The following is a 23,672-nucleotide window of genomic DNA, read 5'->3' as shown; positions in this document are numbered from 1 at the left end:
GCCCTTAGAGAACTGCTTTCGGGTAGGAACCCAGCACCTTGAGTGCCACTGCTTCCTGACTGATCTTCTCCAGCACACTTTTGACCAGCGGGTCGCGGTGGTGGCCGACGAAGTCGATGAAGAACACGTAGGTCCATTTACCGCTGCGCGACGGACGGGTCTCGATGCGCGTCAGGTCAATGCCATTGTCGTGGAACGGCACCAGCAGTTCGTGAAGCGCGCCGGGTTTGTTGCTCATGGAGACGATGATCGAGGTCTTGTCGTCGCCGGTCGGCGGTACTTCCTGGCTGCCGATCATCAGGAATCGCGTGGAGTTGTCCGGACGATCCTCGATTTTTTCAGCCAGACGAGTCAACCCGTACAGACCGGCGGCCATGTCACCGGCAATCGCCGCCGAGTTCCATTCACCCTTGACCCGCTTGGCCGCTTCGGCGTTGCTGGACACCGCCACGCGCTCGACATTCGGGTAATGGGCGTCCAGCCACTTGCGGCACTGGGCCAGGGACTGGGCGTGGGAATAGATGCGACTGATGCTGTCGGTCTTGGTGTTTTCACCGACCAACAGGTGATGGTGAATACGCAGCTCGACTTCGCCACAGATCACCATGTCGTGTTCGAGGAAGCTGTCGAGGGTGTGGTTGACCGCGCCCTCGGTGGAGTTTTCCACCGGGACCACGCCAAAATTCACCGCACCGGCCGCCACTTCACGGAACACTTCGTCGATCGCCGCCATCGGCTTGCTGATCACTGCGTGGCCGAAATGCTTCATGGCCGCGGCTTGAGTGAAGGTACCTTCGGGGCCGAGGTAAGCCACTTTCAGCGGCTGCTCGAGGGCCAGGCACGAGGACATGATTTCGCGGAACAGCCGCGCCATCTCTTCGTTGCCCAGCGGCCCCTGGTTACGCTCCATCACGCGCTTGAGCACCTGAGCTTCGCGCTCAGGACGATAGAACACCGGCACTTCGCCTTCGGCCAGCGAGGCCATCTTTACTCGCGCAACTTCCTGGGCGCAGCGTGCGCGCTCACTGATCAGCTCCAGGACTTTCTCGTCCAGGGCATCAATGCGCAGGCGCAGTGCCTTGAGTTCTTGCTCAGACATTAGCCGTGTTCCTTCTCGAACTCTGCCATGTACGAAACCAGTGCGTTGACCGCAACGATATCCACGGCGTTATAGATGGAGGCGCGCATGCCGCCCACGGAACGGTGACCCTTGAGGTTCAGCAGGCCACGCTCGTCGGCACCAGCCAGGAACGGCTTGTCGAGACGGTCGTCGGCCAGACGGAACGGCACGTTCATCCACGAGCGGTCTGGCTTGTTGATCGGGTTGCTGTACAAGCCGCTGGCGTCGATGAAGTCATACAGCGTGCGCTGCTTCACTTCATTGAGCTTGCCGATGGCTTCGACGCCACCCTGCTCTTTCAGCCACTCGAACACCAGACCGGACAAGTACCAGGCCAGGGTTGGCGGGGTGTTGTACATCGAGCCGTTATCGGCCGCAACCTTGTAGTTGAGCATGGTCGGGCAAATGGAACGGGCGTGACCCAGCAGGTCTTCGCGCACGATGTTCACGACGATGCCGCTCGGACCGATGTTCTTTTGGGCGCCGGCGTAGATCATGCCGAAACGCGAGACGTCCACCGGACGCGAGAGAATGTCCGAGGACATGTCGGCGACCAATGGCACATCACCGGTTTCCGGGATCCACTGGAATTCCAGGCCGCCGATGGTTTCGTTCGGTGCGTAGTGAACATAGGCCGCGTCTTTGGACAGCTTCCATTCGTTCTGACCGGGAATAGCGAAATAGTCGTAAGGCTTGGCGGTGGCGGCAACGTTGACGTGGCCGTAGCGCGAGGCTTCTTCGATGGCTTTCTGCGACCAGATACCGGTGTCGATATAGTCAGCGGTGCCGCTTTCCGGCAACAGGTTCAGAGGAATCTGAGCAAATTGCTGGCTGGCGCCACCTTGCAGGAACAGCACTTTATAGTTCGAGGGGATATTGAGCAGATCACGCAGATCCTGCTCAGCCTTGGTGGCGATGGACACGAACTCATCGCTGCGATGGCTCATTTCCATGACCGACAGGCCCTTGCCATGCCAATCAAGGAGTTCTTCCTGGGCGCGCTTCAGGACAGCTTCGGGAAGCGCCGCAGGACCGGCACAGAAATTATAGGCTCTCTTGCTCACATCCAATCTCGCTCTGATTTGGTGGTATCACGCAATAAATCACAACATCAATCGACACCGGCCCCTGCTGAAGCAAGTTTTTTGTGGGAGCTGGCTTGCCTGCGATTGCATCACCGCGGTGCTCAAGACCCACCGCGGCGCCTGCATCGCAGGCAGGCCCGGCTCCCACAAAAGCCCTTCACACAGGATCTTAGTGGGTGTCGATATTTTCAACAGGACAAACAACAAGGGGGCGAATTTTCATCCGCCCCCTGCTTGCCCGCTTATTCCTGCGGTTCTTCGTCAGCGGCGGCATCGAGTTGCTGGTCTTCGGCTACGTCGTCGATCACGACTTCACCGTCGAACACTGCACCCTCTTCACCTTCAAGCCCTTCGCTTTCCGTCTCTTCGCCTTCGACTTCCGACGGTTCCTGAACCCGCTCCAGGCCCACCAGCGTTTCATCGTTGGCCAGCTTGATCAGGGTCACGCCCTGGGTGTTACGACCCAGGCTGGACACTTCGTCGACACGGGTACGAACCAACGTGCCCTGGTCGGAAATCAGCATGATTTCCTCGCCGTCGAGCACCTGGACCGCGCCGACCAGACGGCCGTTACGCTCGTTGCTGACCATGGCGATAACGCCCTGACCGCCACGCTTGTACTCAGGGAACTCGGTGATCGCGGTGCGTTTGCCGAAACCACGCGCCGAAGCAGTGAGGATCTGGCTGCCTTCTTCCGGGATCAGCATGGAAATCAGCTTCTGGCCTTCCGGCAGACGCATGCCGCGCACACCGCGGGCGGTACGGCCCATGGCACGTACGTCGGACTCTTTGAAACGGGTGACCTTGCCGCCATCGGAGAACAGCATCACTTCGCGCTCGCCATCGGTGATGGCGGCGGAGATCAGCACATCGCCTTCGTCCAGCTCCAGCGCGATCAGGCCGACGCTGCGTTGACGGCTGAAGGATTCCAGCGGGGTCTTCTTCACAGTGCCGTTGGCGGTCGCCATGAAGATGTAGTGACCTTCGGTGTATTCCTCGACCGGCAGCATGGTGGTGATGTATTCACCGTCATCCAGCGGCAGCAGGTTGACCAGCGGACGACCACGGGCAGCGCGGGACGCTTCCGGAATTTCGTAGGTCTTCAGCCAGTACACCTTGCCCTTGCTGGAGAACAGCAGCAGCGTGGTGTGGCTGTTGGCGACCAGCAGGTGAGCGATGTAGTCCTCATCCTTGACGCCGGTGGCCGATTTGCCTTTACCGCCACGACGCTGAGCCTGGTACGCAGCCAATGGCTGGGTCTTGGCATAGCCGCCATGGGAGATGGTCACGACGCGCTCTTCTTCCGGGATCATGTCACCCAGGGTCAGGTCGAGACGGGCATCGAGAATTTCGGTGCGGCGCACATCGCCGTACTCGGCGCGGATCACTTCCAGCTCTTCGCGGATCACTTCCATCAGGCGCGTGGCGCTGTTGAGGATGCGGATCAGCTCGCCGATCTGGTTGAGGATCTCTTGATACTCGGCCAGCAGCTTTTCGTGCTCCAGACCGGTCAGGCGGTGCAGGCGCAGTTCCAGAATGGCTTGTGCCTGTTCCGGCGACAGGAAGTACTTGCCGTCGCGCAGGCCGTATTGTGGGTCGAGGTTTTCCGGGCGGCACGAATCGGCACCGGCACGTTCGACCATCGCGACCACGGCGCTGGATTCCCACGGCGTGCTGATCAGCGCTTCCTTGGCTTCCGACGGCGTCGGCGAAGCCTTGATCAGGGCGATGACCGGATCGATGTTCGACAGGGCAACCGCTTGACCTTCCAGAATGTGGCCACGTTCGCGCGCTTTACGCAGTTCGAACACGGTACGGCGGGTCACGACTTCGCGGCGGTGACGAACGAAGGCTTCCAGCAAATCCTTGAGGTTGAGGATCCGCGGACGGCCGTCGATCAGCGCGACGATGTTGATACCGAACACGCTTTGCAGCTGGGTCTGGGCGTAGAGGTTGTTGAGGATGACCTCAGGCACTTCACCGCGACGCAACTCGATCACGACGCGCATACCGTCCTTGTCGGACTCGTCGCGCAGCTCGGTGATGCCTTCGAGCTTCTTCTCCTTGACCAGCTCGGCGATCTTCTCGATCAGACGAGCCTTGTTCAACTGGTAAGGGAGTTCGGTGATGACGATCTGCTGACGGCCACCGACCTTGTCGATGTCTTCGATGATCGAGCGGGCGCGCATGTAAATACGCCCGCGACCAGTGCGGTAGGCTTCGATGATGCCGGCACGACCGTTGATGATCGCGGCGGTCGGGAAGTCCGGACCGGGGATGTATTGCATCAGCTCATCGACGGTCAGTTCCGGGTTGTCGATGAGGGCCAGGCAACCGTCGATGACTTCACCGAGGTTGTGCGGCGGAATGTTGGTCGCCATGCCCACGGCGATACCGCTGGAGCCGTTGACCAGCAGGTTGGGGATCTTGGTCGGCATGACCGCCGGGATCATTTCGGTGCCGTCGTAGTTCGGCACCCAGTCCACGGTTTCTTTATGCAGGTCGGCCAGCAGCTCGTGCGCCAGCTTGGTCATGCGCACTTCGGTGTATCGCATGGCCGCGGCATTATCGCCGTCCACCGAACCGAAGTTACCCTGACCGTCCACCAGCAGGTAACGCAGCGAGAATGGCTGCGCCATCCGAACGATGGTGTCGTACACCGCGGTATCACCGTGAGGGTGATACTTACCGATCACGTCACCGACAACACGGGCAGATTTCTTGTACGGCTTGTTGAAGTCGTTGCCCAGCTCGCTCATCGCGAACAGCACACGCCGGTGCACGGGCTTCAAGCCATCGCGCGCATCCGGCAGTGCCCGCCCGACAATCACGCTCATCGCGTAGTCGAGGTAGGACTGCTTCAGCTCGTCTTCGATATTGACCGGGAGGATTTCTTTGGCCAGTTCGCCCATGAGAAGCCTGATTCCTTTTTCTGGTGAAACTTCGTCACATCCATATGGGACGAACGAAGCTCGCCGATGCAGACTGAGTGCCATGCACCGACTTACGACAAATCAACGAGTTATGCCATGGATCTGCGCAGTAAAGGCAGCCACATCAGGCTACCCTGGAAACCGCCGGATGTTATCACAAGAGCCGCCACGCACCTATCCCCCAGATGCGCATGGAGCATAGTTAGTTGACCGGTGACAGGCTTGAAGGGGACGAGAGGGGCTTAGAGGGATCATCAAGCCCGATTCGCGCGCCAAATGTGGCTATCAGGCAAAGTAGATCGCGTCATCGTTCTTCGCGAGCAAGCCTCGCTCCTACGGACCCGTGCTGTTCACCATTTTCGCGACCGACACAACACCTGTGGGAGCGAGGCTGCCCGTGAAGGCGATTTATCAGGCAAAACAGATCATCAATGCAGACGCTTACGGCACATCAACTGCGCCATTTTCGCCGTATCCGGCCGTTCGACGATGCCTTTTTCGGTGACGATTACATCGATCAGGTCGGCCGGGGTCACGTCGAACACCGGATTGAACGCATCGACATCCGCCCCGACCCGCTTGCCACCGACTTCCAGCAACTCACGGCCATCGCGCTCTTCGATGGGAATCTCGTCGCCGCTGGCCAGGTTCATGTCGATGGTCGAGCTCGGCGCCACCACCATGAAACGAACGCCATGGTGCATGGCGTTGACCGCCAGCTGGTAGGTGCCGATCTTGTTCGCCACATCGCCATTGGCGGTGATCCGGTCAGCGCCGACGATCACCCAGGTCACACCTTTGGTTTTCATGATGTGCGCGGCAGCGGAATCGACATTGAGGGTCACGGGAATGCCCTCATTGGCCAATTCCCATGCGGTCAATCGTGAACCCTGCAACCATGGCCGGGTTTCGTTGGCGTAAACACGCTCGACCATGCCTTCGATGAAAGCCCCGCGAATCACCCCCAGCGCCGTGCCGAAGCCGCCAGTGGCCAGTGCGCCGGTGTTGCAGTGCGTGAGGATGGCCTGGGCGTTGCCCTGATGCTTGCGGATCAAGTCCACGCCCAACTGGGCCATGGTCAGGTTGGCTTCGCGATCACTTTCATGGATGGCGATAGCCTCCGTCTCCAGCGCCGCCAGAGGGTCTGCATCGTCCTTGAGGCGGTCCAGGCGGTCACGCATGCGATTCAAGGCCCAGAACAGATTAACCGCGGTTGGACGGGAATCGGCCAGTAACGCGTAATCCTCTTCCCACGCGGCCTGCCAGTCACCGCCCTCGGCAATTCGGGCGCGGGCTGACAGCACCATGGCATACGCCGCACTGATGCCAATCGCTGGTGCGCCGCGCACCACCATCGAGCGAATGGCTTCGGCCACGCCCGCAGCGCTGGTGTAGGCGATCCAGGTTTCCTCGAACGGCAAAATACGCTGATCCAGCAGGTACAGGGTGCCATCACGCCAATCGATGGCCTTCACCTTCTCCGCAGCCAACAGTCGATCGCGCATCCTATACCCCGCACTCATGAACAAAAGCCGCCGATTATAGCGATCCCCCCGCGAAGACGCTCGGGTATACTTCGCCATCCTTTACAAAAGCACTGGACCCGACTCTCGATGCCGACCCCCACCGCCGCGCTCGACTTATTATTGCTGCCGACCTGGCTGGTACCCGTCGAACCGGCTGGCGTGGTCCTTAAAGAGCATGCCTTGGGCATCCGCGACGGTCGTATCGTTTTTATCGGCCCACGCGCGGCGGCCTTGAAGTTTAACGCAACTGAAGTGCGCGAATTGCCGGACATGCTGCTCAGCCCCGGCCTGATCAATGCCCACGGGCATGCGGCAATGACGCTGTTCCGCGGCCTGGCCGACGATCTGGCGCTGATGACCTGGCTGGAAAAACACATCTGGCCCGCTGAAGCCAAATGGGTAGACGAAGCGTTCGTACGCGACGGCACCGACTTGGCCATCGCCGAGCAGATCAAGGGTGGCATCACCTGCTTCTCTGACATGTATTTCTTCCCCAAGGTCGCCAGCGAACGCGTACACAACAGCGGCATTCGCGCCCAGATCGCCATTCCGATCCTCGATTTCCCGATTCCAGGCGCCGGCTCGGCGGATGAAGCCATTCGTCAGGGCGTCGAATTATTCGGCGATCTCAAGCATCACGAGCGGATCAAAGTCACCTTCGGCCCCCATGCGCCCTACACCGTGGGCGACGAAAACCTGGAAAAAATCCGGGTGATCGCCGAAGAGCTGGATGCCTCGATTCACATGCATGTCCACGAAACCGCTTTCGAGGTGCAGCAGTCGGTCGAGCAGCGTGGCGAACGCCCATTGGCCCGCCTCGGCCGCCTGGGTCTGCTGGGGCCACGCTTCCAGGCCGTTCACATGACCCAGATCAGCGATGAAGACATGGTGCTGCTGGTAGAAAGTAACACCACTGTGATTCATTGCCCTGAGTCGAACCTGAAGCTGGCCAGCGGTTTCTGCCCGGTCGAGCGCTTGTGGCAGGCCGGGGTCAATGTGGCGCTCGGCACCGATGGCGCGGCCAGCAATAATGACCTCGACCTGCTTGGCGAAACCCGCACCGCCGCGTTGCTGGCCAAAGCCGTTGCCGGCTCGGCCACCGCACTGGACGCCCATCGCGCCTTGCGCATGGCCACGCTCAATGGCGCCCGCGCGCTGGGCATCGAAGCTGAAACGGGTTCGCTGGAAGTCGGCAAAGCGGCGGACATCGTCGCGTTCGACTTGTCGGGCCTGGCGCAGCAACCGGTCTACGACCCGGTTTCACAACTGATCTATGCCACGAGCCGCGACTGTGTGAAACACCTTTGGGTCGCTGGCAAGCAACTGCTCGACGACCGCCGCCTGACCCGCCTGGATGAAGCACAGCTGTGCGCCACTGCCAAGGCCTGGGGCCAGCGCATCAGCGGCCATACCGAATCGTAAGCCCCCCCGGACCGAAACCGGGGCAACAGGATTTTTCAAGTTTTAGAGGACTGACACCATGAGCAACGTCGACTACGCCGAAATCGCCAAATTCGAAGCCCTGGCCCATCGCTGGTGGGACCGCGAAAGCGAGTTCAAACCGCTGCACGACATCAACCCGCTGCGGGTCAACTGGATTGACGAGCGCGTCAATCTGGCCGGCAAGAAAGTGCTCGACGTCGGTTGCGGCGGCGGCATCCTCAGCGAAGCCATGGCCCAACGTGGCGCCACGGTCATGGGCATCGACATGGGCGAAGCGCCGTTGGCGGTCGCGCAGTTGCATCAGCTGGAGTCCGGGGTGAACGTCGAATACCGGCAGATCACCGCCGAAGCGCTGGCCGAAGAAATGCCTGAGCAGTTCGACGTGGTGACTTGCCTGGAAATGCTCGAACACGTGCCGGATCCATCCTCGGTGATCCGCGCCTGTTTCCGCATGGTCAAGCCTGGCGGCCAGGTGTTCTTCTCCACCATCAACCGCAACCCGAAGGCCTATCTGTTCGCCATCGTCGGCGCCGAATACATCATGAAGCTACTGCCGCGCGGCACCCACGACTTCAAGAAATTCATCCGCCCTTCGGAGCTTGGCGCCTGGAGCCGCATGGCCGGCCTGACCGTCAAGGACATCATCGGCCTGACTTACAATCCGCTGACCAAGCACTACAAGCTGGCGGCCGATGTCGACGTCAACTACATGATCCAGACCCTGCGCGAGGAGTAAGCCGATGCGTATCAGAGCAGTTCTTTTCGACATGGACGGCACGCTGCTCGACACCGCGCCGGACTTCATCGCCATCTGCCAGGCGATGCGCGCTGATCGTGGTTTGCCGCCAATCAACACTCAACACATTCGCGATGAAATTTCCGGCGGCGCCAAGGCGATGGTCGCCGCAAACTTTTCCATGGACCCGGAATCGCCGGGGTTCGAGGAACTGCGCCAGGAATTCCTCGACCGCTACCTCAAGGGCTGCGCGGTCCACAGCCATCTGTTCGACGGCATGGCCGAGGTACTGGAGAAAATCGAAAAGGCCAACCTGATCTGGGGCGTGGTCACCAACAAACCGGTGCGTTTCGCCGAGCCGATCATGCAGCAGCTGGGCCTGGCCGAACGTTCGAAAGTGCTGATTTGCCCCGATCATGTGAAGAACAGCAAACCGGACCCGGAGCCGTTGACCCTGGCGTGCAAGATGCTCGATCTGGACCCGGCCAGCGTGCTGTTCGTGGGCGATGATCTGCGGGACATCGAATCCGGCCGCGATGCCGGCACCAAAACCTGCGCGGTGACCTACGGTTATATTCACCCGGACGATAACCCGAAGCACTGGGGGGCGGACGTGGTGATCGATCATCCGCTGGCGTTGCTCGAGGTATTGGATAACGCTTTGTGCAGCTGCTGAACATGGGGCTTTTTGTGAGTTGCTGAACATGGGGCTTTTGTGGCGAGGGAGCTTGCTCCCGCTGGGCTGCTAAGCAGCCCCTTTATTTATTATCGCGCAGTGCCAGGCATGTCGCATTGTCAGGTTTTACGACTGCTTCGCAGCCGAGCGGGAGCAAGCTCCCTCGCCACAGATACGATGCCTGCCTGTTGAATTGTTGTGAGGTTTTTTATGTTTGATTATTCCGCCCGCCCTGACTTGCTCAAGGACCGGGTCATCATGGTCACCGGCGCCGGCCGTGGCATCGGTGCTGCCGCTGCAAAAACCTACGCCGCCCACGGTGCCACCGTGCTGTTGCTGGGCAAGACCGAAGCCAACCTGATTCAGGTCTACGACGAAATCGAAGCAGCCGGGCATCCACAACCAGCCGTGATTCCGTTCAACCTGGAAACCGCCCTGCCCCATCAATACGATGAACTGGCGGCAATGATCGAAACCGAATTCGGCCACCTCGACGGCTTGCTGCACAACGCCTCGATCATCGGCCCGCGCACGCCGATCGAGCAGTTGTCCGGCGAGAACTTCATGCGCGTCATGCAAGTCAACGTCAACGCCATGTTCATGCTCACCAGCACCCTGCTGCCGCTGCTCAAGCTGTCCCAGGACGCCTCGGTGGTATTCACCTCCAGCAGTGTCGGGCGTAAGGGGCGTGCGTATTGGGGCGCTTACGGCGTTTCAAAATTCGCCACCGAAGGCCTGATGCAAACCCTGGCCGACGAAGTAGACACAGTGGCCCCGGTGCGCTCCAACAGCATCAACCCGGGCGCCACCCGCACCAGCATGCGTGCCCAGGCTTACCCCGGTGAAAACCCGCTGAACAACCCGACACCCGAGGAGATCATGCCGGTCTACCTTTACCTGATGGGTCCGGACAGTACCGGCATCAATGGGCAGGCGTTCAACGCCCAGTAACGTCCGTGCGTCGCATTTGTGCCGCGACGGTTTCCCGCCGCGGCACTCAAATTCGATGATAACTGCGTTTATTTCAAGTCAAACAAATGTCACTGCACTCAGTCCCTTCCCGGCAAAACCATCCAGCCTTTTGATTTAGAACGCTTTTTATCTGACTGAACCGAATGGCACGACTTTCGCTCTAATTTTGCTCAGACACGCCGTGTGAAAGCAGACGGGGCAGAGCTTGAGCCGAGAGGTTACTAATCTTCGGTAAAGCGGACTAAACTCGTGCCAAATGTCCTACGGGACTGATGGACCAGTATGACGCGCAGCCCAAAGCCGCTCTCACCCAGCCTGTAAGACAGCCTTACTGCTTAGGGGCTAACGCCATATGAAATCACCTTCCCAGACCAACGCAATTGACTTCGACAGTGCCAAATTGCAGCGCCTGGGCTTTGGTCAGCAGCCTCCCCTCCTGGAACGGCCCGTCAGTCTTGCGCAGTTGCGCCTGGAGTTGGGCCTGCAACTGCAAACCAGTCTTGAGCCGCAACGCATTCTCGGACTTTTCTTCCGCGAAATTCAGCGCCTGGTGCCGCTGGATGCCTTGAGCTATGAGCATCAGCCCAGCGACTTGCGCCTGCAGTTCGGCCAGCGCGGTCATCACTCAATCAGCTACAACCTCAGCCATGAAGGCGAGCAATTGGGTGAACTGGTGTTCCGCCGCAATCAGCGTTTCAGCGAACAGGATCAAGGCAACCTGGAGTCACTGCTGTCCGCCCTGCTCTTCCCCATGCGAAACGCCCTGCTTTATCGAGCGGCGACCCAAAGCGCATTGCGTGATCCGCTGACCGATACCGGCAACCGCATCGCGATGGACCAGACGCTGCAACGGGAAATCGAGATGTCACGGCGACATTCCCAGCCCCTGTCGCTGCTGATGCTGGACATCGATCATTTCAAACAGATCAACGACACCTACGGGCACAGTGCTGGCGATGACGTGCTCAAGGCCGTCGCTGCCTCGATCAAAGACCAGTTGCGCAACGTGGACATGGTGTTCCGGTTTGGTGGCGAAGAGTTTCTGATCCTGCTGTCCAACACCAGCCGGGAAGCGGCGGCCATGGTTGGTGAACGTCTGCGGTTTGCGGCGCAGGCTCAGGATTATGTGGCCGATGGCAAGGTGATCGAGTTGACGGTCAGCCTGGGTTGCTCGACCCTGCTGCCCGGTGAGTCTGCCGAGAGCCTGTTGCGACGGGCCGACAGTGCGCTGTATGTGGCCAAGCGCGAGGGGCGTAACCGGTTGACGATGGCGGGCTGAGTTATCAGCCCCCAATAACCAATGTGGGAGCGAGCCCGTGGCGAGGGGGCTCGCTCCCACAGTTGTTTTACGCAGTCTTCAGATCAGCTTTCAGCCAACGCCATCCGCTCACGGGCTACCGGCGCTTTCCCTGCCAGTTCCAACTGCATGCAACGCTCCAGGAACAGGTACATGTAGTCGTAGCTTTTGCAGACCGCCTGGCGCAATTCCAGTTGCAGGGATTTGCTCGGGTTCAGGCCTGCCAGGGTGCAGATGATTTCCAGCGCTTCCCATGGATGGGCATCGTCGTACTGGGCGTGCATCTTCAACCACTTCATGGCCCGCTTGCGCTCCTCCTCCGGGAACGATGCCGCGTAGACGCCATTGGAGCAGACCAGCGCCGACCACTCCCCGGTCGCCCCCTCGATGGCGTAGTTGGTGGCGGCGATGGCTACGATCAGCGAGTCCGACGAACTGGTGTGCCAGCACCAGTGACTCAAGGCGTGAAGTTCAGGGGCAACCTGTTGCGCCTGCAGATCATCCAGACTGACACCGTGGGCACGACTCCAGTGCACCCAGTAATCGGCATGGTTCAATTCCACGCGAATGTTGCGCATCAGCCAGCGACGCGCCATGTCCTCGCCAGGGTGACGCGCAAAACGGGTCTTGGTCAGGTTCTGTGCCATGTATAACGCGAACTGCTCGACCACCGGCCAGCCACCAATAAGGTACTGACGCATGGTTTTTGCGCTGAGCTTGTTATCACGCATGCGCTGATACAGTTCGTGTCCCACAACGCGACGCTTGCTCTCACTGCAATCCTGGATCAATTGCTGAGCCCAGGCGGGGTAACTTGCAGCTTCCATGAGTGGTCCGGTTCGGTTGAATGTGTCGATCACTGTCGGGCTCCTTTTGATTGTGATTTTAAGATCAACGAGAGTTTTCAACGGAACGTGCCAGGCGCTTTGAATAACAAGGGCCGCGGCCGGGCAGGACGACTTTGCAAACTATCCCGGGTAAACAGATGCGGGCGTTCAATCACATACCCTTGAGCGTAATCCACCCCGATCTCCAGCAATGCCTGCTCGATCTGAGGTGTTTCAACGAACTCGGCAATCGTGCGCTTACCCATGACATGACCGATGTGATTGATCACCTCGACCATGGCGCGGTTAATCGGGTCGTCCAGCATATCCTTTACGAAACTCCCGTCGATCTTCAGGAAGTCTACAGGTAAATGTTTCAAGTAAGCGAATGAGGACATACCGGCGCAGAAGTCATCTAGTGAGAAGTAACAACCTAACCCTTTGAGTTCATTGATAAATTTAATTGCGCTCGACAAATTTGCAATCGCACTGGTTTCTGTAATTTCAAAACAAATCATTTCAGGCGGAATTGAATAGGTAACAAACTGTTCACGAAGGAAGTCCAGAAACGCCTCATCTCCGATAGTAATACCTGACAGATTTATCGCACACATGGCCAGCGGCCCTTGGCGCTCCAACGCGATGCATTGGGCAATGATCTTGAAAACGTTCTCCACCACCCAACGGTCAAGCGACGTCATCAAACCATAACGCTCGGCGGCGGGAATAAAACTGTCCGGCAGAATCATGCGCCCTGCTTCGTCATGCAGGCGCAGCAGGATTTCAATATGCCCGCCGCCCTGTTCGCCAGGTCCAAGGGACGCGATTTCCTGGGCATACAGGCAGAAGCGGTCTTCCTCCAACGCTATATGCAGACGCTGCACCCAGGCCATCTCGCCAAAACGCAGGGACAGTTCCGAATCGTCGGCGTGATAGACCTGAACCCGGTTACGCCCCTTTTCCTTGGCCATATAACAGGCCATGTCAGCGGCACGTAGCGAGGACTCGAGGGTGGCCGGACTCTGTGCCACATGCACCAGGCCGATGCTCACGGTGGTCACGAACGGCCGGCCTTTCCAGACAAAGTGCAGGTTCTGCACGGTCTGGCGCAGCCCTTCGGCGATTTTCTCGGCCGCTTCCGGCGCACAGTTTTCCAACAGAATGCCAAACTCGTCGCCACCCAATCGGGCCAGGGTGTCGCCCTCGCGCAAACCTGATTGCAACAACGCACAAATATGCCGCAACAGCTCGTCGCCCGCCGCATGACCGCAGGTGTCGTTGACTACTTTGAACTGGTCCAGATCGAGGAACATCAAGGCGTGACGCCCCGCCTGTCGTGCCAGGCTATGCAGGGCCTGTTCCAGGCGGTATTCGAATTCGCGACGGTTGGCCAATCCGGTCAAGGCGTCATGGGTCGCCTGCCAGGACAGATTGGCGATGTATTGGCGCTCCTGGGTCATGTCATGCAGCACCAGCACCGTGCCACTGACCTTGCCCGCATTGCGGATCGGCGCGCCGACCAGGGTGACCGAGACCGTGCTGCCGTCCAGGCGCTGGATCAGCTTGGCATGCTCGCTGCCACTGCCGAGCTGACCGCTCAAAATGTGCTCGATCAAGGTAAAACCGTCAGCCTGAGCATTCTCGTCCAGCAAATTGAACAACGCGGCCAATGGCAACCCCGTCGCCTGTTCGGCCTTCCAGTGCGTCAAGGCCTCGGCGGCCGGATTCATATAGGCGATCGCGCCCTCGACGTCCGTGGTGATCACCCCGTCGCCAATCGATTGCAGAGTGATCTGCGCCCGGTCTTTCTCCAACTGCAAGGCATCGGCGAAGGCATGGCGCTGCTTGAGCAGTTTGTGCGTACGCAACAGGGCCAGCGCAATCAAACCCAGCGCAGTGGCGAGGTTCGTCATCAGCAGCAGCCGCAAAATCACCCGCGAGCCCTCACCCAAGGCATCGCTGAACGCTTTGGCAGCGGGTGTCACTCCATCGTTGATGGCAAAAATCTGCTCTTTCCAACGCTTGATGTCGGCATCGGTGGCGGGGCTGGCGGTGATGTTCTGGCGCATATCCCGCGCAACATCGTCGAGCTTGACCAGATACGCATCCCCCACGGTCCAGAGGTCGATGGCTTTTTCCAGGTAGCTGAAGTGCCGGAAATTGAGGTACAGCCAAATCAGGCTGGAGACGTCGTCCGGGTGGTTGCCGCCCTTGAGGATCGCCACGCGTGCCGCCTCGATATCTGGCGGCTGTTGATCCAGCGCCACGCGCAACTCGTGACCGCCCTGGGGCACGGCAATGGCGTTCTGGTATCGACGAAAAATCGCTTCGTCGCCGCTATCGGCATACAGATTGAGGTAATAGATGGCATCTTTCTGGCCCTTGGACCACAGGCTTTCACCACCGACGTAGCCGCGTACCGCCGAAAGAACGTAAAGACTGACGCCTCCCAACACTGCCTGAAATAACACGACGGCGATAAAAGGCCAGACGATGCCCAACAACCGAGGGGTTCCGAGAGTCCGCGTTTGCTTCATGAGATCCCTTGTTTTAGCACTGCTGAATCGCCGTCCGGACGAAATCGCTACCGCTAGCCTAGGTTGCGATTCCGCTCCCGGCAAGCAAGAGGACATCCTGGCGTACAGGCACATCCTCCGATCATCAAGTACCCATTGAGACAAATGCGGGCAACAGACATAAGCCTCAATACGCTCCGGAATCTCAATACATATATACCACCACTGATTTTCAGGGACTGTTTATCTACAGGCTTCCTCTGCGGCGTGCCTTATTGATTGCGTGCAGGGGACACCTTGATAACTACCGAGAAAAATAAACATGCAAACAGCTCTTCCCGCCCTCAATGAATCGTCGGATGTTACGCAAAGCCAATCGTCTTCCTATGCACAGCGATATCAAGGCCTGCTGGACGACTACGACATTCTGCTGTCGTTAATGGGTAACACTGAAACATCGCCAGACTCTCTTGCAGATACGCTGATCAAACCACGCTCGCTCTCTCCCATGGCGCTGGACAATGAGATTGGACAAAGGGCCTTACAAGCACTTATTAAAGACGAGGACTACCGGGTACTGTGCAAAAAACTAAAGGCGTCATACAGCTATTTGACGGTCACTATAAAAGATGGTCGTGGCGTCTATGAAACGCGCAGTCTGGACAGGGCCACAACAGTCCCCCTTGAACTGAAGGGTCAGCCAAAGTGGAGCAACTGGGTCGCGATAATCGATAAAGCCGCCCAGACATTAGGCGGACAGATTCGCTTCGACAGTCTCTTCAGTATTCCCAGAATGGCTCTGTATTACGGTATTGCCCCATGGGACCCGAAAAATGCCACTGAACATCAGGCGGCGATCCATGCCCTGGAAGAAAAGCGCGCCCGCCACTCACTCGAGCTTGAGCGCGGGATAGATATCGACAGACTGACTCGAGCACCGACCTCAAAAGAGCTAAAGGCCTATAGAGCCGTGCGAAAAAATCTGCCGTCATATTCGATGTCGATTGAGGCGTTTGTTTCCAAAGTCACCAATTCGCAGATCATCGACGTTACTCGACAGTTTCTGCCTGAGCCGCAAACGTCGTTGCTGGGTTATCTCGGGAGAACCGTTCTTGGCACGCTGACCATCGAACAAATTCGTGCAACACCGACGGTGTACCTGGAAAAAATCCTGAGATCGGCCGAAGCCCAGGAACTGGCAAACAGGCTGCTGCAAGCGCTGGAGTGGTACGGCGGTAAACCCGGTGAAGAAACTGCGCCGGGGATACGAATCAAGTTGGTAGCCAAGGCCCTCCGCCTCTGGCTAGCGGCTCCGACAAGTGAAAATCCAGACGTTATTGCTGGCTATCGTTGGCAAAAACCAACCAACTGGGGACGAAGCTACCAGGCGATCCGGGCCGAGTTCGAGTCGCATCTGTTCACCACAAAGCGAGCCGGCTCAATCAAGGAGTCAACTCTGGCCGCACGCCTTTTTCAACCGCAGTTTCCCATGGATTTTTCGGTAAGTGATATTCCACCCGACCTTTCTTACAGGAGTTCTGTGGTGTGGGTGAACTTCGTGCATGGCGTCAATCTGGCCCAAGCCATTGATCCAGGTTTATTGCAGCGAATGACCTTTCAGCAACTGGTCGATTTTCCAATCCAGCAAAGTGCAAACGCATCCGAAGAGCAACTCGAACTCATTGCCCTTGCGAGGATTCCCCCGACGCTGGAGTGGGCCCTGGCAAACGACATCATTCTTCAAAGAAACGATGCGGACTATACAGAGGAAGAAATTCAACGTTCGATAACGGCCCTTGACCAGCTCATCGTTGATTTGAACAAAGCGATTACTCTGTTGGATATCGATCCACCTGAACGACTGCTGATAGCCAAGCGTGAAATGGCAAAAATATTTGGAAGCAAGGCATTCATAACTGATGGCCGCAAGTTGATAGAGGCCGATAAATACTCATCAGGTCGCCAAAAACGTAACATTATAGATACCCCCCGCTTGACCATGCCGGATCAGGCCTACAATTTCCATGAGGTGTACGCCTCCGGGAAATTTCATACCAACAAAAAATGGATTGTCACCACTCAGGATGGCAAAACAAGAAGCACCCGTTGGATCAGCCTCTCGGCAGAACGCACAATTCAGGCTGACAGTGATTGGGGGTTTAATGAACCGCCACGTGTTTACTTTCCAATAGGCAAGCTACTGCCCAACATAGCCCCCTTGTTCGAGGCTGAATTCAAGAACTACCTCGATCCAAGTAAAAGCGCTTATGAAACCTTGATCAAAAGCCAACTTGTTTCGCTGCCCTGGGCCGATCGTCGCGCACTGGAACAGGGTGAAGTGAAGGTCTACACCCTGAGAGAGGAAACCGTTGATGTGGCCGCTAAAGACGAAACCGCTGCAATAACGCTACCTCTCAGGGCTCGAATGGGATTAATTCTGCAAGCCACCCATGACGGCGCCGTTTCCCACTATGAACTCTTACCCCGTGCCGGCGTGGTTCGCCCTCGCCCGGACCTCACTCGTTTGATGCGCGGAGAAATACATAAAAAAGCCTTTCTCAAAATGATATTTCGCTCCCGGGTAAATTCGTTTGTTGCGGTACGCAGCATGAGCTTGCCATTGGATTGGGATGCTCATAAAACAGGCTCGGCTCCAAAAACCGGGGCGACATTCGAAGCCATCATCGATCAATTGGGCGAAACGCTCAGCCGCCCTGCCGCGAACGACGATGACGAAGCCCTCCTGACTTTATCGTCACCACGCGCCACGCAAATTGCCTCTTTCATATCAACGAATCTATTCTTCGTTGATGAAAAACTGCTTCGTATCGCCGCTTTGGGTGAAACGGAATTCGACCGTCAAAGCAGTCCCAAACACTGGCTCGAATTCTTCAAAACCTTTGTGCCCTTCTGGGGCAGCATCGAGGATCTGAAATCAGACTCTGTCGGCACACGGCTCCTGGGTGTTCTGGGCCTGATCGTCGATGTGGTTTCATTCGCGATCCCACTCGGGAAGTTTGCAGCAGGTTCGATAAGGCTGGCTGCTTCGACCGGCAAGGTCGGCATCCGCGCCACCCTTCCCTCATTCTCGAAAATTTCAGGAAAACTCCTCAGGTCGAGTCTGAAAAACCTCAATCCGCTGGACGGTATTCCCTCCCTGCTCAAATCAACAGGACGCGGAATGTTCAGATTGGGAAGCAAAGGCCTCTTCAAACTGAAGACAGTGGCCGGTACCGCAGATCATTACGACTTTATAAAAGGGATGCCTCAGGTGACCGACCCTGTTCAATGGAGACCGTGGGTCAGTGGCGATGAGCTGGCCAGCGTCAAAGGGATCGATGATGTCCAGGTGCGCAGTACAGGCTCGATCAGCACTCCGGGTTATCACGCTGTTGACCCATTGTCGTCCAAACCCTATGGCCCCTCGCTAACCACTGGCTCCGGTGACCTTTCATTGGGGCGATCCCACTACAGCCCCCTGGAAAAGACCAACGACCACGTCCTTGTCGAGCTCTCCGAAAACAGCCGGGTTCGGGAGGTGCTTGAAGTCGATGGCCGGACGACGCTATTCATCGATGACGTGCCTTACCGATTGACGGACGACACGTTGCGCCGAGCTGACCTGATCGATGTCGATGACGCATACAAGGCAATTTCCTGCAGAGTGCGTCGCGCACCCGGTTCCGAGTGTGAAACAAGCTATGTCATTGGCGATCCCGCCCCCACCCCTGACATCGGTAGCTTCGATGACACCAAAGACTGGGCCCCGTGGTTCGGAGACGTCATTTATACCCCCGCTACCGGCAGGACGCCGATGCGAACCGCCTCTATCGCCACCCACTTATCCCTCAAGGCCACGCTGGAGTTCCAGAAAGGTATTTATGGACGGGTCATGGCTAGCGTGCCCGTATCCGGGCAAGCGCTTATCGATAATTTTCGCGTAGGTGCCATCATCGTCGAGGCAATGGATGAATCAAAGCACTACGTTTTCATGCGCCTGAATGCGGGGGACTTTTACGTTGCCGAGCGCATAAAAGGACAGAGCGTGCACGGCATGCTGACGTTCAAGAAGGCCGACACCCTTTCCGTCGAACTGAAAAACGAGTTACTGGTGGTGTACACCGGTTCCCTGAATGCCAACAACATGGTCAGAATCCATGGTCAGGCATCGGTCGAGCGAGCATTGAAAGCCATGGATGACATCGCCATTTCGATCGGTAGCCATGCCAACCCGCCCGATACACTCAAATTGCTCAAGGTTGATACCAGCCCGGGGGAAGCGGCGCTGTTCGATCATTCCACAAGAATGATTGTGCGCAGCTCCAACGATGGGGCAGCAACCTGGTCGTCGTCCAAGACCGCACCTGACAGTGTGCGTGAAACAACCGCAGAAATTTTCAACAACTTGTTCGAGAAAGAAGTCATAACCGTCGGTCCATCGACTCACGCGGAACCTAAAGCATTGAAAATCGATGACACGATGATGCAGCTGCAACGCCTGATCAGCGCAAAAAAACGCCGTCCTGTGCACAACCCCAGGAACATTGCGTTCGCCGAGATCAAGACCAAGGCAGGGGTGCGTGAGGTATATGTCAGCGTTTCCGGCCAACAAGGTGATACCGGTTTTCTGCCGTTGTTTGCCAAAAACAGAACTACGAACGAGGTAATAGTCGGCAACACCCGTTACTTCAACATCGATCGTGGAACCCCCTTCCCGGAGACGGCACTTAGCGTAACGCCCGAAGGCAAGCTGCAGGCAATCCCCCACACCATCGCCAATATTGAAACATACACACCTGCGCTCACGTCTCGTCCCACCTCGTTGGACACCGAGAGCAAACTCATCAGTGTCATACGAGGCAAATACCCTGACCCCAAGGATCTTGAATCCATCACGATCGCCACCACCATGGCGCCATGCGATTCATGTTCGGTTGTGATGAAACAATTCGGCTATGACGGTAGCCCCAATGCACTGGACGTCATCTGGAAGTAAGCACCAGCGTGATCAGTGCTGCTGCAAATGCCCATAAAGCTTGGCGTACAAACCACCATCGGCAATCAATTGCTGATGGTCGCCATCCTCGGCAACCTGGCCGCCGTCGAACACCAGCACTCGGTCAGCCTGCTTCACGGCCGACAACCGGTGCGCAATGATCAACGTGGTGCGGTGGCTCAAGAACCGCGCCAGCGCCTGGTGCAGGTTGTATTCAGTGGCCGCGTCCAGGGCGGACGTGGCCTCGTCGAGGATTACCACTTTGGGTTCGGCCAGCACCATTCGTGCAATCGCCAGGCGTTGACGCTGCCCACCGGACAAACGCACACCGGAACGTCCGACAATGCTGTCCAGACCTTTGGGCATTTCACGCACCGTGTGGTGCAGTTGAGCAATTTCCAGTGCCTGCCAGCAGGCTTCGTCACTGCGTTCGCGCCCCATGGTCAGGTTGGCCCGCACGGTGTCGTTGAACAGCGCCGGGTGCTGCAAGACCACGGCGACATTTTCACGCACGGTTTCCAGGCCGATCTCTTGCTGAGTTGAACCGCCAAAGCGGATGGTTCCGGCCAGCGGCGTGTACAAGCCCAGCAGCAACTGCACCAGGGTGCTTTTGCCACCGCCACTGGCGCCGACAATCGCGACTTTTTCACCGGGGGCAATCGACAGGTTCATTTGGTTCAGCACCAACTCGTCGCCGTAGCCGAAACTCAGCCCTTGAACTTCGATGCCCACCGTGTCGCGCCCCTGAAACGGATCGACACTGGCGGTGTATTGCGGCTCGTCGGCACGGGCCAGCAATTCGTTGATCCGCGACAGCGCACCGCCGGCGGCGTAGAAGGCGTACTGCAAGTTGAGCAGTTGTTCCACCGGGCCGATCATGAACCACAGGTAGCTGAACACGGCCAGCATCTGGCCGATGGACAGGTCGGAAAACAGCACAGTGAGCATCGCCGCAGCGCGGAAAATATCGATGCCGAACTGGAACAGCAAACCGCTGGCACGGTTCGATGCATCGGTTTTCCACTGTGAACTCACGGCGTAATCGCGCACTTCACGCGCTCGTTGGCCCAACCGTCCGAGGAAAAAGCCCTGACGGTTACCGGCGCGCACTTCCTGGATGGCATCCAGGGTTTCGGTCAAGGCCTGGGTGAAGCGCGAGGTGCTGTCGTTCTCGAGTTTCTTCAGGTGCTTGACCCGCTTGCCCAACTGCACCGTGGCGTAGATCACCAGCGGATTGAACAGCAGAATCAGCAGCGCGAGTTTCCAGTGCATCCACATCAGGATCGACGCGGTGCCCACCAGTGTCAGCATGGGCCACGAGGAAACGACTGAGGGTTTCGCCGACGAATTTGTCCAGGGTGTCCAGGTCAGTGACCAGGTGCGTGGTCACCGTGCCGCTGCCCAGGCTTTCGTATTCCCCCAGCGAGATGCGCTTGAGCCGTTCGATCAACCGTACCCGAATCCGATACACGATGTCCTTGGCCAAGGCCGCAAACAATTTCGCCTGTACCACGTTGAACAGCAACGCGGCACAGCGCAGCGTCAGGGTCACCAGCAACATCAGACCGATGTAGCCCGCGGCTTTCTGCCAGGCGTCGGGCAGTGCGTGGTTCATCAGTTTCAGCGCGGCATCACCGTGGCCCAGCAGCACTTCGTCCACCAGCAACGGCAACAGCAACGGGATAGGCACACTGCACAGCGTTGCCAATACCGCTACGCCGTTGGCGATCCACAGGGATTTTTTATGGTGAAGGGCCAGGCGACGGATTTCCGCCCAGCTCAGGCGGTCGACACGTGCAGGGGCTGGAACGTCGTCGGGCAGATCATGCACAGGCAGCGCGCTCCAGCCAGCGGCCGAGCAACGGTGCCAACACACTCAGAGGCTGATACCCATTGGTCAGCAACGCCAATTGACCATCACGCTCTGCCAGCAAGGTCGGGAAACCGGCAATGCCCAGGTCCTGAACCCAGGTGAAATCGGCAGCGGTGGCGGCGTGCTGATCGGCACGGTCGAAGGCGGCGGCGAACTCGATGCGCGGCAACCCAGCCTGTTCTGCCAGTTCCACCAACACGCTGGCGCGGGTGACATCACGCCCATCGGCATAGAACGCATGCTGGATCAGCCCGAGCAGTTTCCAGGCGCAGTCCGGCGCCAGGCTGCGCGCCGTCACCAGCGCCCGACAGGCGGGCTCGGTGTCGTAGACAAACCCATCGGGCAACGCGCCTTCGAACTTGAACGGCTGGCCAGTGGCCTCGGTGACCGCCTGCCAGTGCTCAAGGATGTAGCGCCGGGTGGTCGGCTCCAATGCTGAGCCGCTGCCGGTACGTAAACCGCCGACGACCAGATGCAATTCCACACCCGCCGCCTGCGCCTGCTCGACCAGCGCGTTGGCCACTGGCGCAAAGCCCCAGCACCAGGAACACATCGGGTCCATCACATAGAGCAGGCGACGTACAGACATGGTTCAAGCCTCGGAAGGAGTTTGCTTGTAGTTGTAACCGATCGGGTGCGGCAGGTTGCGCGCCTTGGCCAGTTCGATCTGCTTCTGCCGGTCGATGGCACTGCGACGGGTTTTCTCGCTCAGCTTATCCCAGCAATGCGGGCAACTGATGCCGGCCACATAGTGCTCGGACGCGCGGTCTTCGACGCTGACAGGCGTACGACAGGCATGACATTGATCGTAGTCGCCTTCGCTGAGATCGTGACGCACGGTCACGCGGTTATCGAACACGAAGCAGTCGCCCTGCCATTTGGTTTCTTCCCGCGGTACCTCTTCGAGGTACTTCAGGATGCCGCCCTTGAGGTGATAGACCTCATCGAAACCCTGGCTGAGCATGTAGCTCGAAGCCTTTTCGCAGCGAATGCCGCCGGTGCAGAACATCGCGACCTTCTTGTGCACGGCCGGGTCGAAGTTGGCTTTGATGTAATCGGGGAATTCGCGAAAACTGGTGGTCTTCGGATCGATGGCGCCTTCGAAGGTACCGATCGAGACTTCGTAGTCGTTGCGGGTGTCGATCAGCAGCACTTCGGGATCGCTGATCAGCGCGTTCCAGTTCTGCGGATCCACATAGGTGCCGACCTTTTTGTTCGGGTCCACGCCTTCAACGCCCAAGGTGACGATTTCTTTCTTGAGTTTGACTTTGGTGCGGTAGAACGGCTGCTCGTCGCAGTACGACTCTTTGTGGTCGATGTCGTCCATGCGCGGGTCGTTCTTGAGCCAGGCCATCAGCCCGTCAATGCCTTCGCGGCTGCCGGACACGGTGCCGTTGATGCCTTCTTCGGCGATCAGCAGGGTGCCTTTGATGCCGTTGTCGACCATCGCTTGCAGCAGCGGCTCGCGCAGCTCAACGTAGTTTTCCAGGGTGACGAACTTATACAGTGCCGCCACGACAATCTGTTGTGTCATGGGTAATTCTCCAGGTGGCTACCCTCGTAAGGGGTGAACCGGATGCGAAAAAAAACGCGCCGGGTGAGCGGCGCGTTGCGGATTCTAGCAAAAACGGTGTGATTTTAGGACTGCGAGATGCCTTTGTGGCGAGGGAGC

At 58.1% G+C, this 23,672-nt stretch carries 14 protein-coding genes and 1 pseudogene; 6 read left to right on the top strand and 9 right to left on the bottom strand.

What is annotated here, in order from left to right; translation table 11 throughout:
• Positions 1-4: 4 nt before the first annotated feature.
• The 4 genes from pheA to mtnA form a co-directional block, all read right to left on the bottom strand.
• Positions 5-1,099, bottom strand: coding sequence for a prephenate dehydratase (gene pheA / locus ACZ9BB_RS03335; RefSeq protein ID WP_476212528.1), 1,095 nt, complete (start codon positions 1,097-1,099; stop codon positions 5-7).
• Complete coding sequence (gene serC / locus ACZ9BB_RS03330) at positions 1,099-2,184, bottom strand: 3-phosphoserine/phosphohydroxythreonine transaminase (protein WP_476212526.1); 1,086 nt, start codon at positions 2,182-2,184, stop codon at positions 1,099-1,101. The genes pheA and serC overlap by 1 nt, the downstream gene beginning before the upstream one ends.
• A gap of 263 nt (positions 2,185-2,447) precedes the next feature.
• Positions 2,448-5,117 carry a DNA gyrase subunit A gene (gene gyrA, locus ACZ9BB_RS03325; protein WP_476212525.1) on the bottom strand — a complete coding sequence of 890 codons (2,670 nt, stop codon included), beginning with the start codon at positions 5,115-5,117 and terminating at the stop codon, positions 2,448-2,450.
• A gap of 449 nt (positions 5,118-5,566) precedes the next feature.
• Positions 5,567-6,643, bottom strand: a complete 1,077-nt coding sequence (gene mtnA, locus ACZ9BB_RS03320; RefSeq protein WP_476212524.1) for an S-methyl-5-thioribose-1-phosphate isomerase — start codon at positions 6,641-6,643, stop codon at positions 5,567-5,569.
• Between the two features lie 108 nt (positions 6,644-6,751).
• Here mtnA and ACZ9BB_RS03315 point away from each other — a divergent pair, with 108 nt between their 5' ends.
• The 5 genes from ACZ9BB_RS03315 (at position 6,752) to ACZ9BB_RS03295 (ending at position 11,770) form a co-directional block, all read left to right on the top strand.
• Complete coding sequence (locus ACZ9BB_RS03315; RefSeq protein ID WP_476212523.1) at positions 6,752-8,086, top strand: TRZ/ATZ family hydrolase; 1,335 nt, start codon at positions 6,752-6,754, stop codon at positions 8,084-8,086.
• A 58-nt stretch (positions 8,087-8,144) separates the two neighbouring features.
• On the top strand, positions 8,145-8,843 hold the full coding sequence (gene ubiG, locus ACZ9BB_RS03310) for a bifunctional 2-polyprenyl-6-hydroxyphenol methylase/3-demethylubiquinol 3-O-methyltransferase UbiG (protein ID WP_007985381.1): 699 nt from the start codon (positions 8,145-8,147) through the stop codon (positions 8,841-8,843).
• Positions 8,844-8,847: 4 nt separating this feature from the next.
• Positions 8,848-9,519 carry an N-acetylmuramic acid 6-phosphate phosphatase MupP gene (gene mupP / locus ACZ9BB_RS03305; RefSeq protein WP_476212522.1) on the top strand — a complete coding sequence of 224 codons (672 nt, stop codon included), beginning with the start codon at positions 8,848-8,850 and terminating at the stop codon, positions 9,517-9,519.
• 210 nt (positions 9,520-9,729) lie between these two features.
• Positions 9,730-10,470 (top strand): YciK family oxidoreductase, encoded by a 741-nt coding sequence (locus tag ACZ9BB_RS03300; protein WP_476212521.1) that lies wholly within the window; start codon positions 9,730-9,732, stop codon positions 10,468-10,470.
• Between the two features lie 373 nt (positions 10,471-10,843).
• Positions 10,844-11,770, top strand: a complete 927-nt coding sequence (locus ACZ9BB_RS03295; protein WP_476212520.1) for a GGDEF domain-containing protein — start codon at positions 10,844-10,846, stop codon at positions 11,768-11,770.
• Between the two features lie 83 nt (positions 11,771-11,853).
• Here ACZ9BB_RS03295 and ACZ9BB_RS03290 read toward each other — a convergent pair whose 3' ends face one another.
• Both ACZ9BB_RS03290 and ACZ9BB_RS03285 read right to left on the bottom strand, forming a co-directional pair.
• The gene (locus tag ACZ9BB_RS03290) at positions 11,854-12,615 is read right to left on the bottom strand and encodes a TenA family transcriptional regulator (protein ID WP_476212519.1); all 762 of its coding nucleotides are present in this window, start codon (positions 12,613-12,615) and stop codon (positions 11,854-11,856) included.
• A 77-nt stretch (positions 12,616-12,692) separates the two neighbouring features.
• Entirely contained in the window at positions 12,693-15,152 is a 2,460-nt protein-coding gene (locus ACZ9BB_RS03285; protein WP_476212518.1) for an EAL domain-containing protein, read from the bottom strand.
• A gap of 301 nt (positions 15,153-15,453) precedes the next feature.
• On the opposite strand from ACZ9BB_RS03285, the gene ACZ9BB_RS03280 reads away from it, so the two are divergent.
• Positions 15,454-20,127 (top strand): hypothetical protein, encoded by a 4,674-nt coding sequence (locus tag ACZ9BB_RS03280; protein WP_476212517.1) that lies wholly within the window; start codon positions 15,454-15,456, stop codon positions 20,125-20,127.
• Between the two features lie 12 nt (positions 20,128-20,139).
• Here ACZ9BB_RS03280 and ACZ9BB_RS03275 read toward each other — a convergent pair.
• The 3 genes and pseudogenes from ACZ9BB_RS03275 to trhO all read right to left on the bottom strand — a co-directional run bounded on the left by ACZ9BB_RS03275 (position 20,140) and on the right by trhO (position 23,534).
• Positions 20,140-21,958: pseudogene (locus ACZ9BB_RS03275) on the bottom strand (ABC transporter ATP-binding protein).
• Entirely contained in the window at positions 21,951-22,589 is a 639-nt protein-coding gene (locus tag ACZ9BB_RS03270; RefSeq protein WP_476212516.1) for a DsbA family protein, read from the bottom strand. The pseudogene ACZ9BB_RS03275 and the gene ACZ9BB_RS03270 overlap by 8 nt, the downstream one beginning before the upstream one ends.
• Before the next feature lie 3 nt (positions 22,590-22,592).
• The gene (gene trhO, locus ACZ9BB_RS03265; protein WP_476212515.1) at positions 22,593-23,534 is read right to left on the bottom strand and encodes an oxygen-dependent tRNA uridine(34) hydroxylase TrhO; all 942 of its coding nucleotides are present in this window, start codon (positions 23,532-23,534) and stop codon (positions 22,593-22,595) included.
• Positions 23,535-23,672 lie beyond the last annotated feature (138 nt).

The organism is Pseudomonas sp. TE3552, from assembly GCF_056278945.1.
Note: the sequence above shows the minus strand (reverse complement) of the source record. Positions and strands in the feature narration are given on the sequence as shown.

Bases quoted from the DNA above. Each gene is read 5' to 3' on its own strand.
- pheA (WP_476212528.1), bottom strand. From the start codon at position 1,099: ATGTCTGAGCAAGAACTCAAGGCACTGCGCCTGCGCATTGATGCCCTG.
- gyrA (WP_476212525.1), bottom strand. From the start codon at position 5,117: ATGGGCGAACTGGCCAAAGAAATCCTCCCGGTCAATATCGAAGACGAG.
- mtnA (WP_476212524.1), bottom strand. From the start codon at position 6,643: ATGCGCGATCGACTGTTGGCTGCGGAGAAGGTGAAGGCCATCGATTGG.
- ACZ9BB_RS03315 (WP_476212523.1), top strand. From the start codon at position 6,752: ATGCCGACCCCCACCGCCGCGCTCGACTTATTATTGCTGCCGACCTGG.
- ubiG (WP_007985381.1), top strand. From the start codon at position 8,145: ATGAGCAACGTCGACTACGCCGAAATCGCCAAATTCGAAGCCCTGGCC.
- mupP (WP_476212522.1), top strand. From the start codon at position 8,848: ATGCGTATCAGAGCAGTTCTTTTCGACATGGACGGCACGCTGCTCGAC.
- ACZ9BB_RS03300 (WP_476212521.1), top strand. From the start codon at position 9,730: ATGTTTGATTATTCCGCCCGCCCTGACTTGCTCAAGGACCGGGTCATC.
- ACZ9BB_RS03295 (WP_476212520.1), top strand. From the start codon at position 10,844: ATGAAATCACCTTCCCAGACCAACGCAATTGACTTCGACAGTGCCAAA.
- ACZ9BB_RS03290 (WP_476212519.1), bottom strand. From the start codon at position 12,615: ATGGAAGCTGCAAGTTACCCCGCCTGGGCTCAGCAATTGATCCAGGAT.
- ACZ9BB_RS03285 (WP_476212518.1), bottom strand. From the start codon at position 15,152: ATGAAGCAAACGCGGACTCTCGGAACCCCTCGGTTGTTGGGCATCGTC.
- ACZ9BB_RS03280 (WP_476212517.1), top strand. From the start codon at position 15,454: ATGCAAACAGCTCTTCCCGCCCTCAATGAATCGTCGGATGTTACGCAA.
- ACZ9BB_RS03270 (WP_476212516.1), bottom strand. From the start codon at position 22,589: ATGTCTGTACGTCGCCTGCTCTATGTGATGGACCCGATGTGTTCCTGG.
- trhO (WP_476212515.1), bottom strand. From the start codon at position 23,534: ATGACACAACAGATTGTCGTGGCGGCACTGTATAAGTTCGTCACCCTG.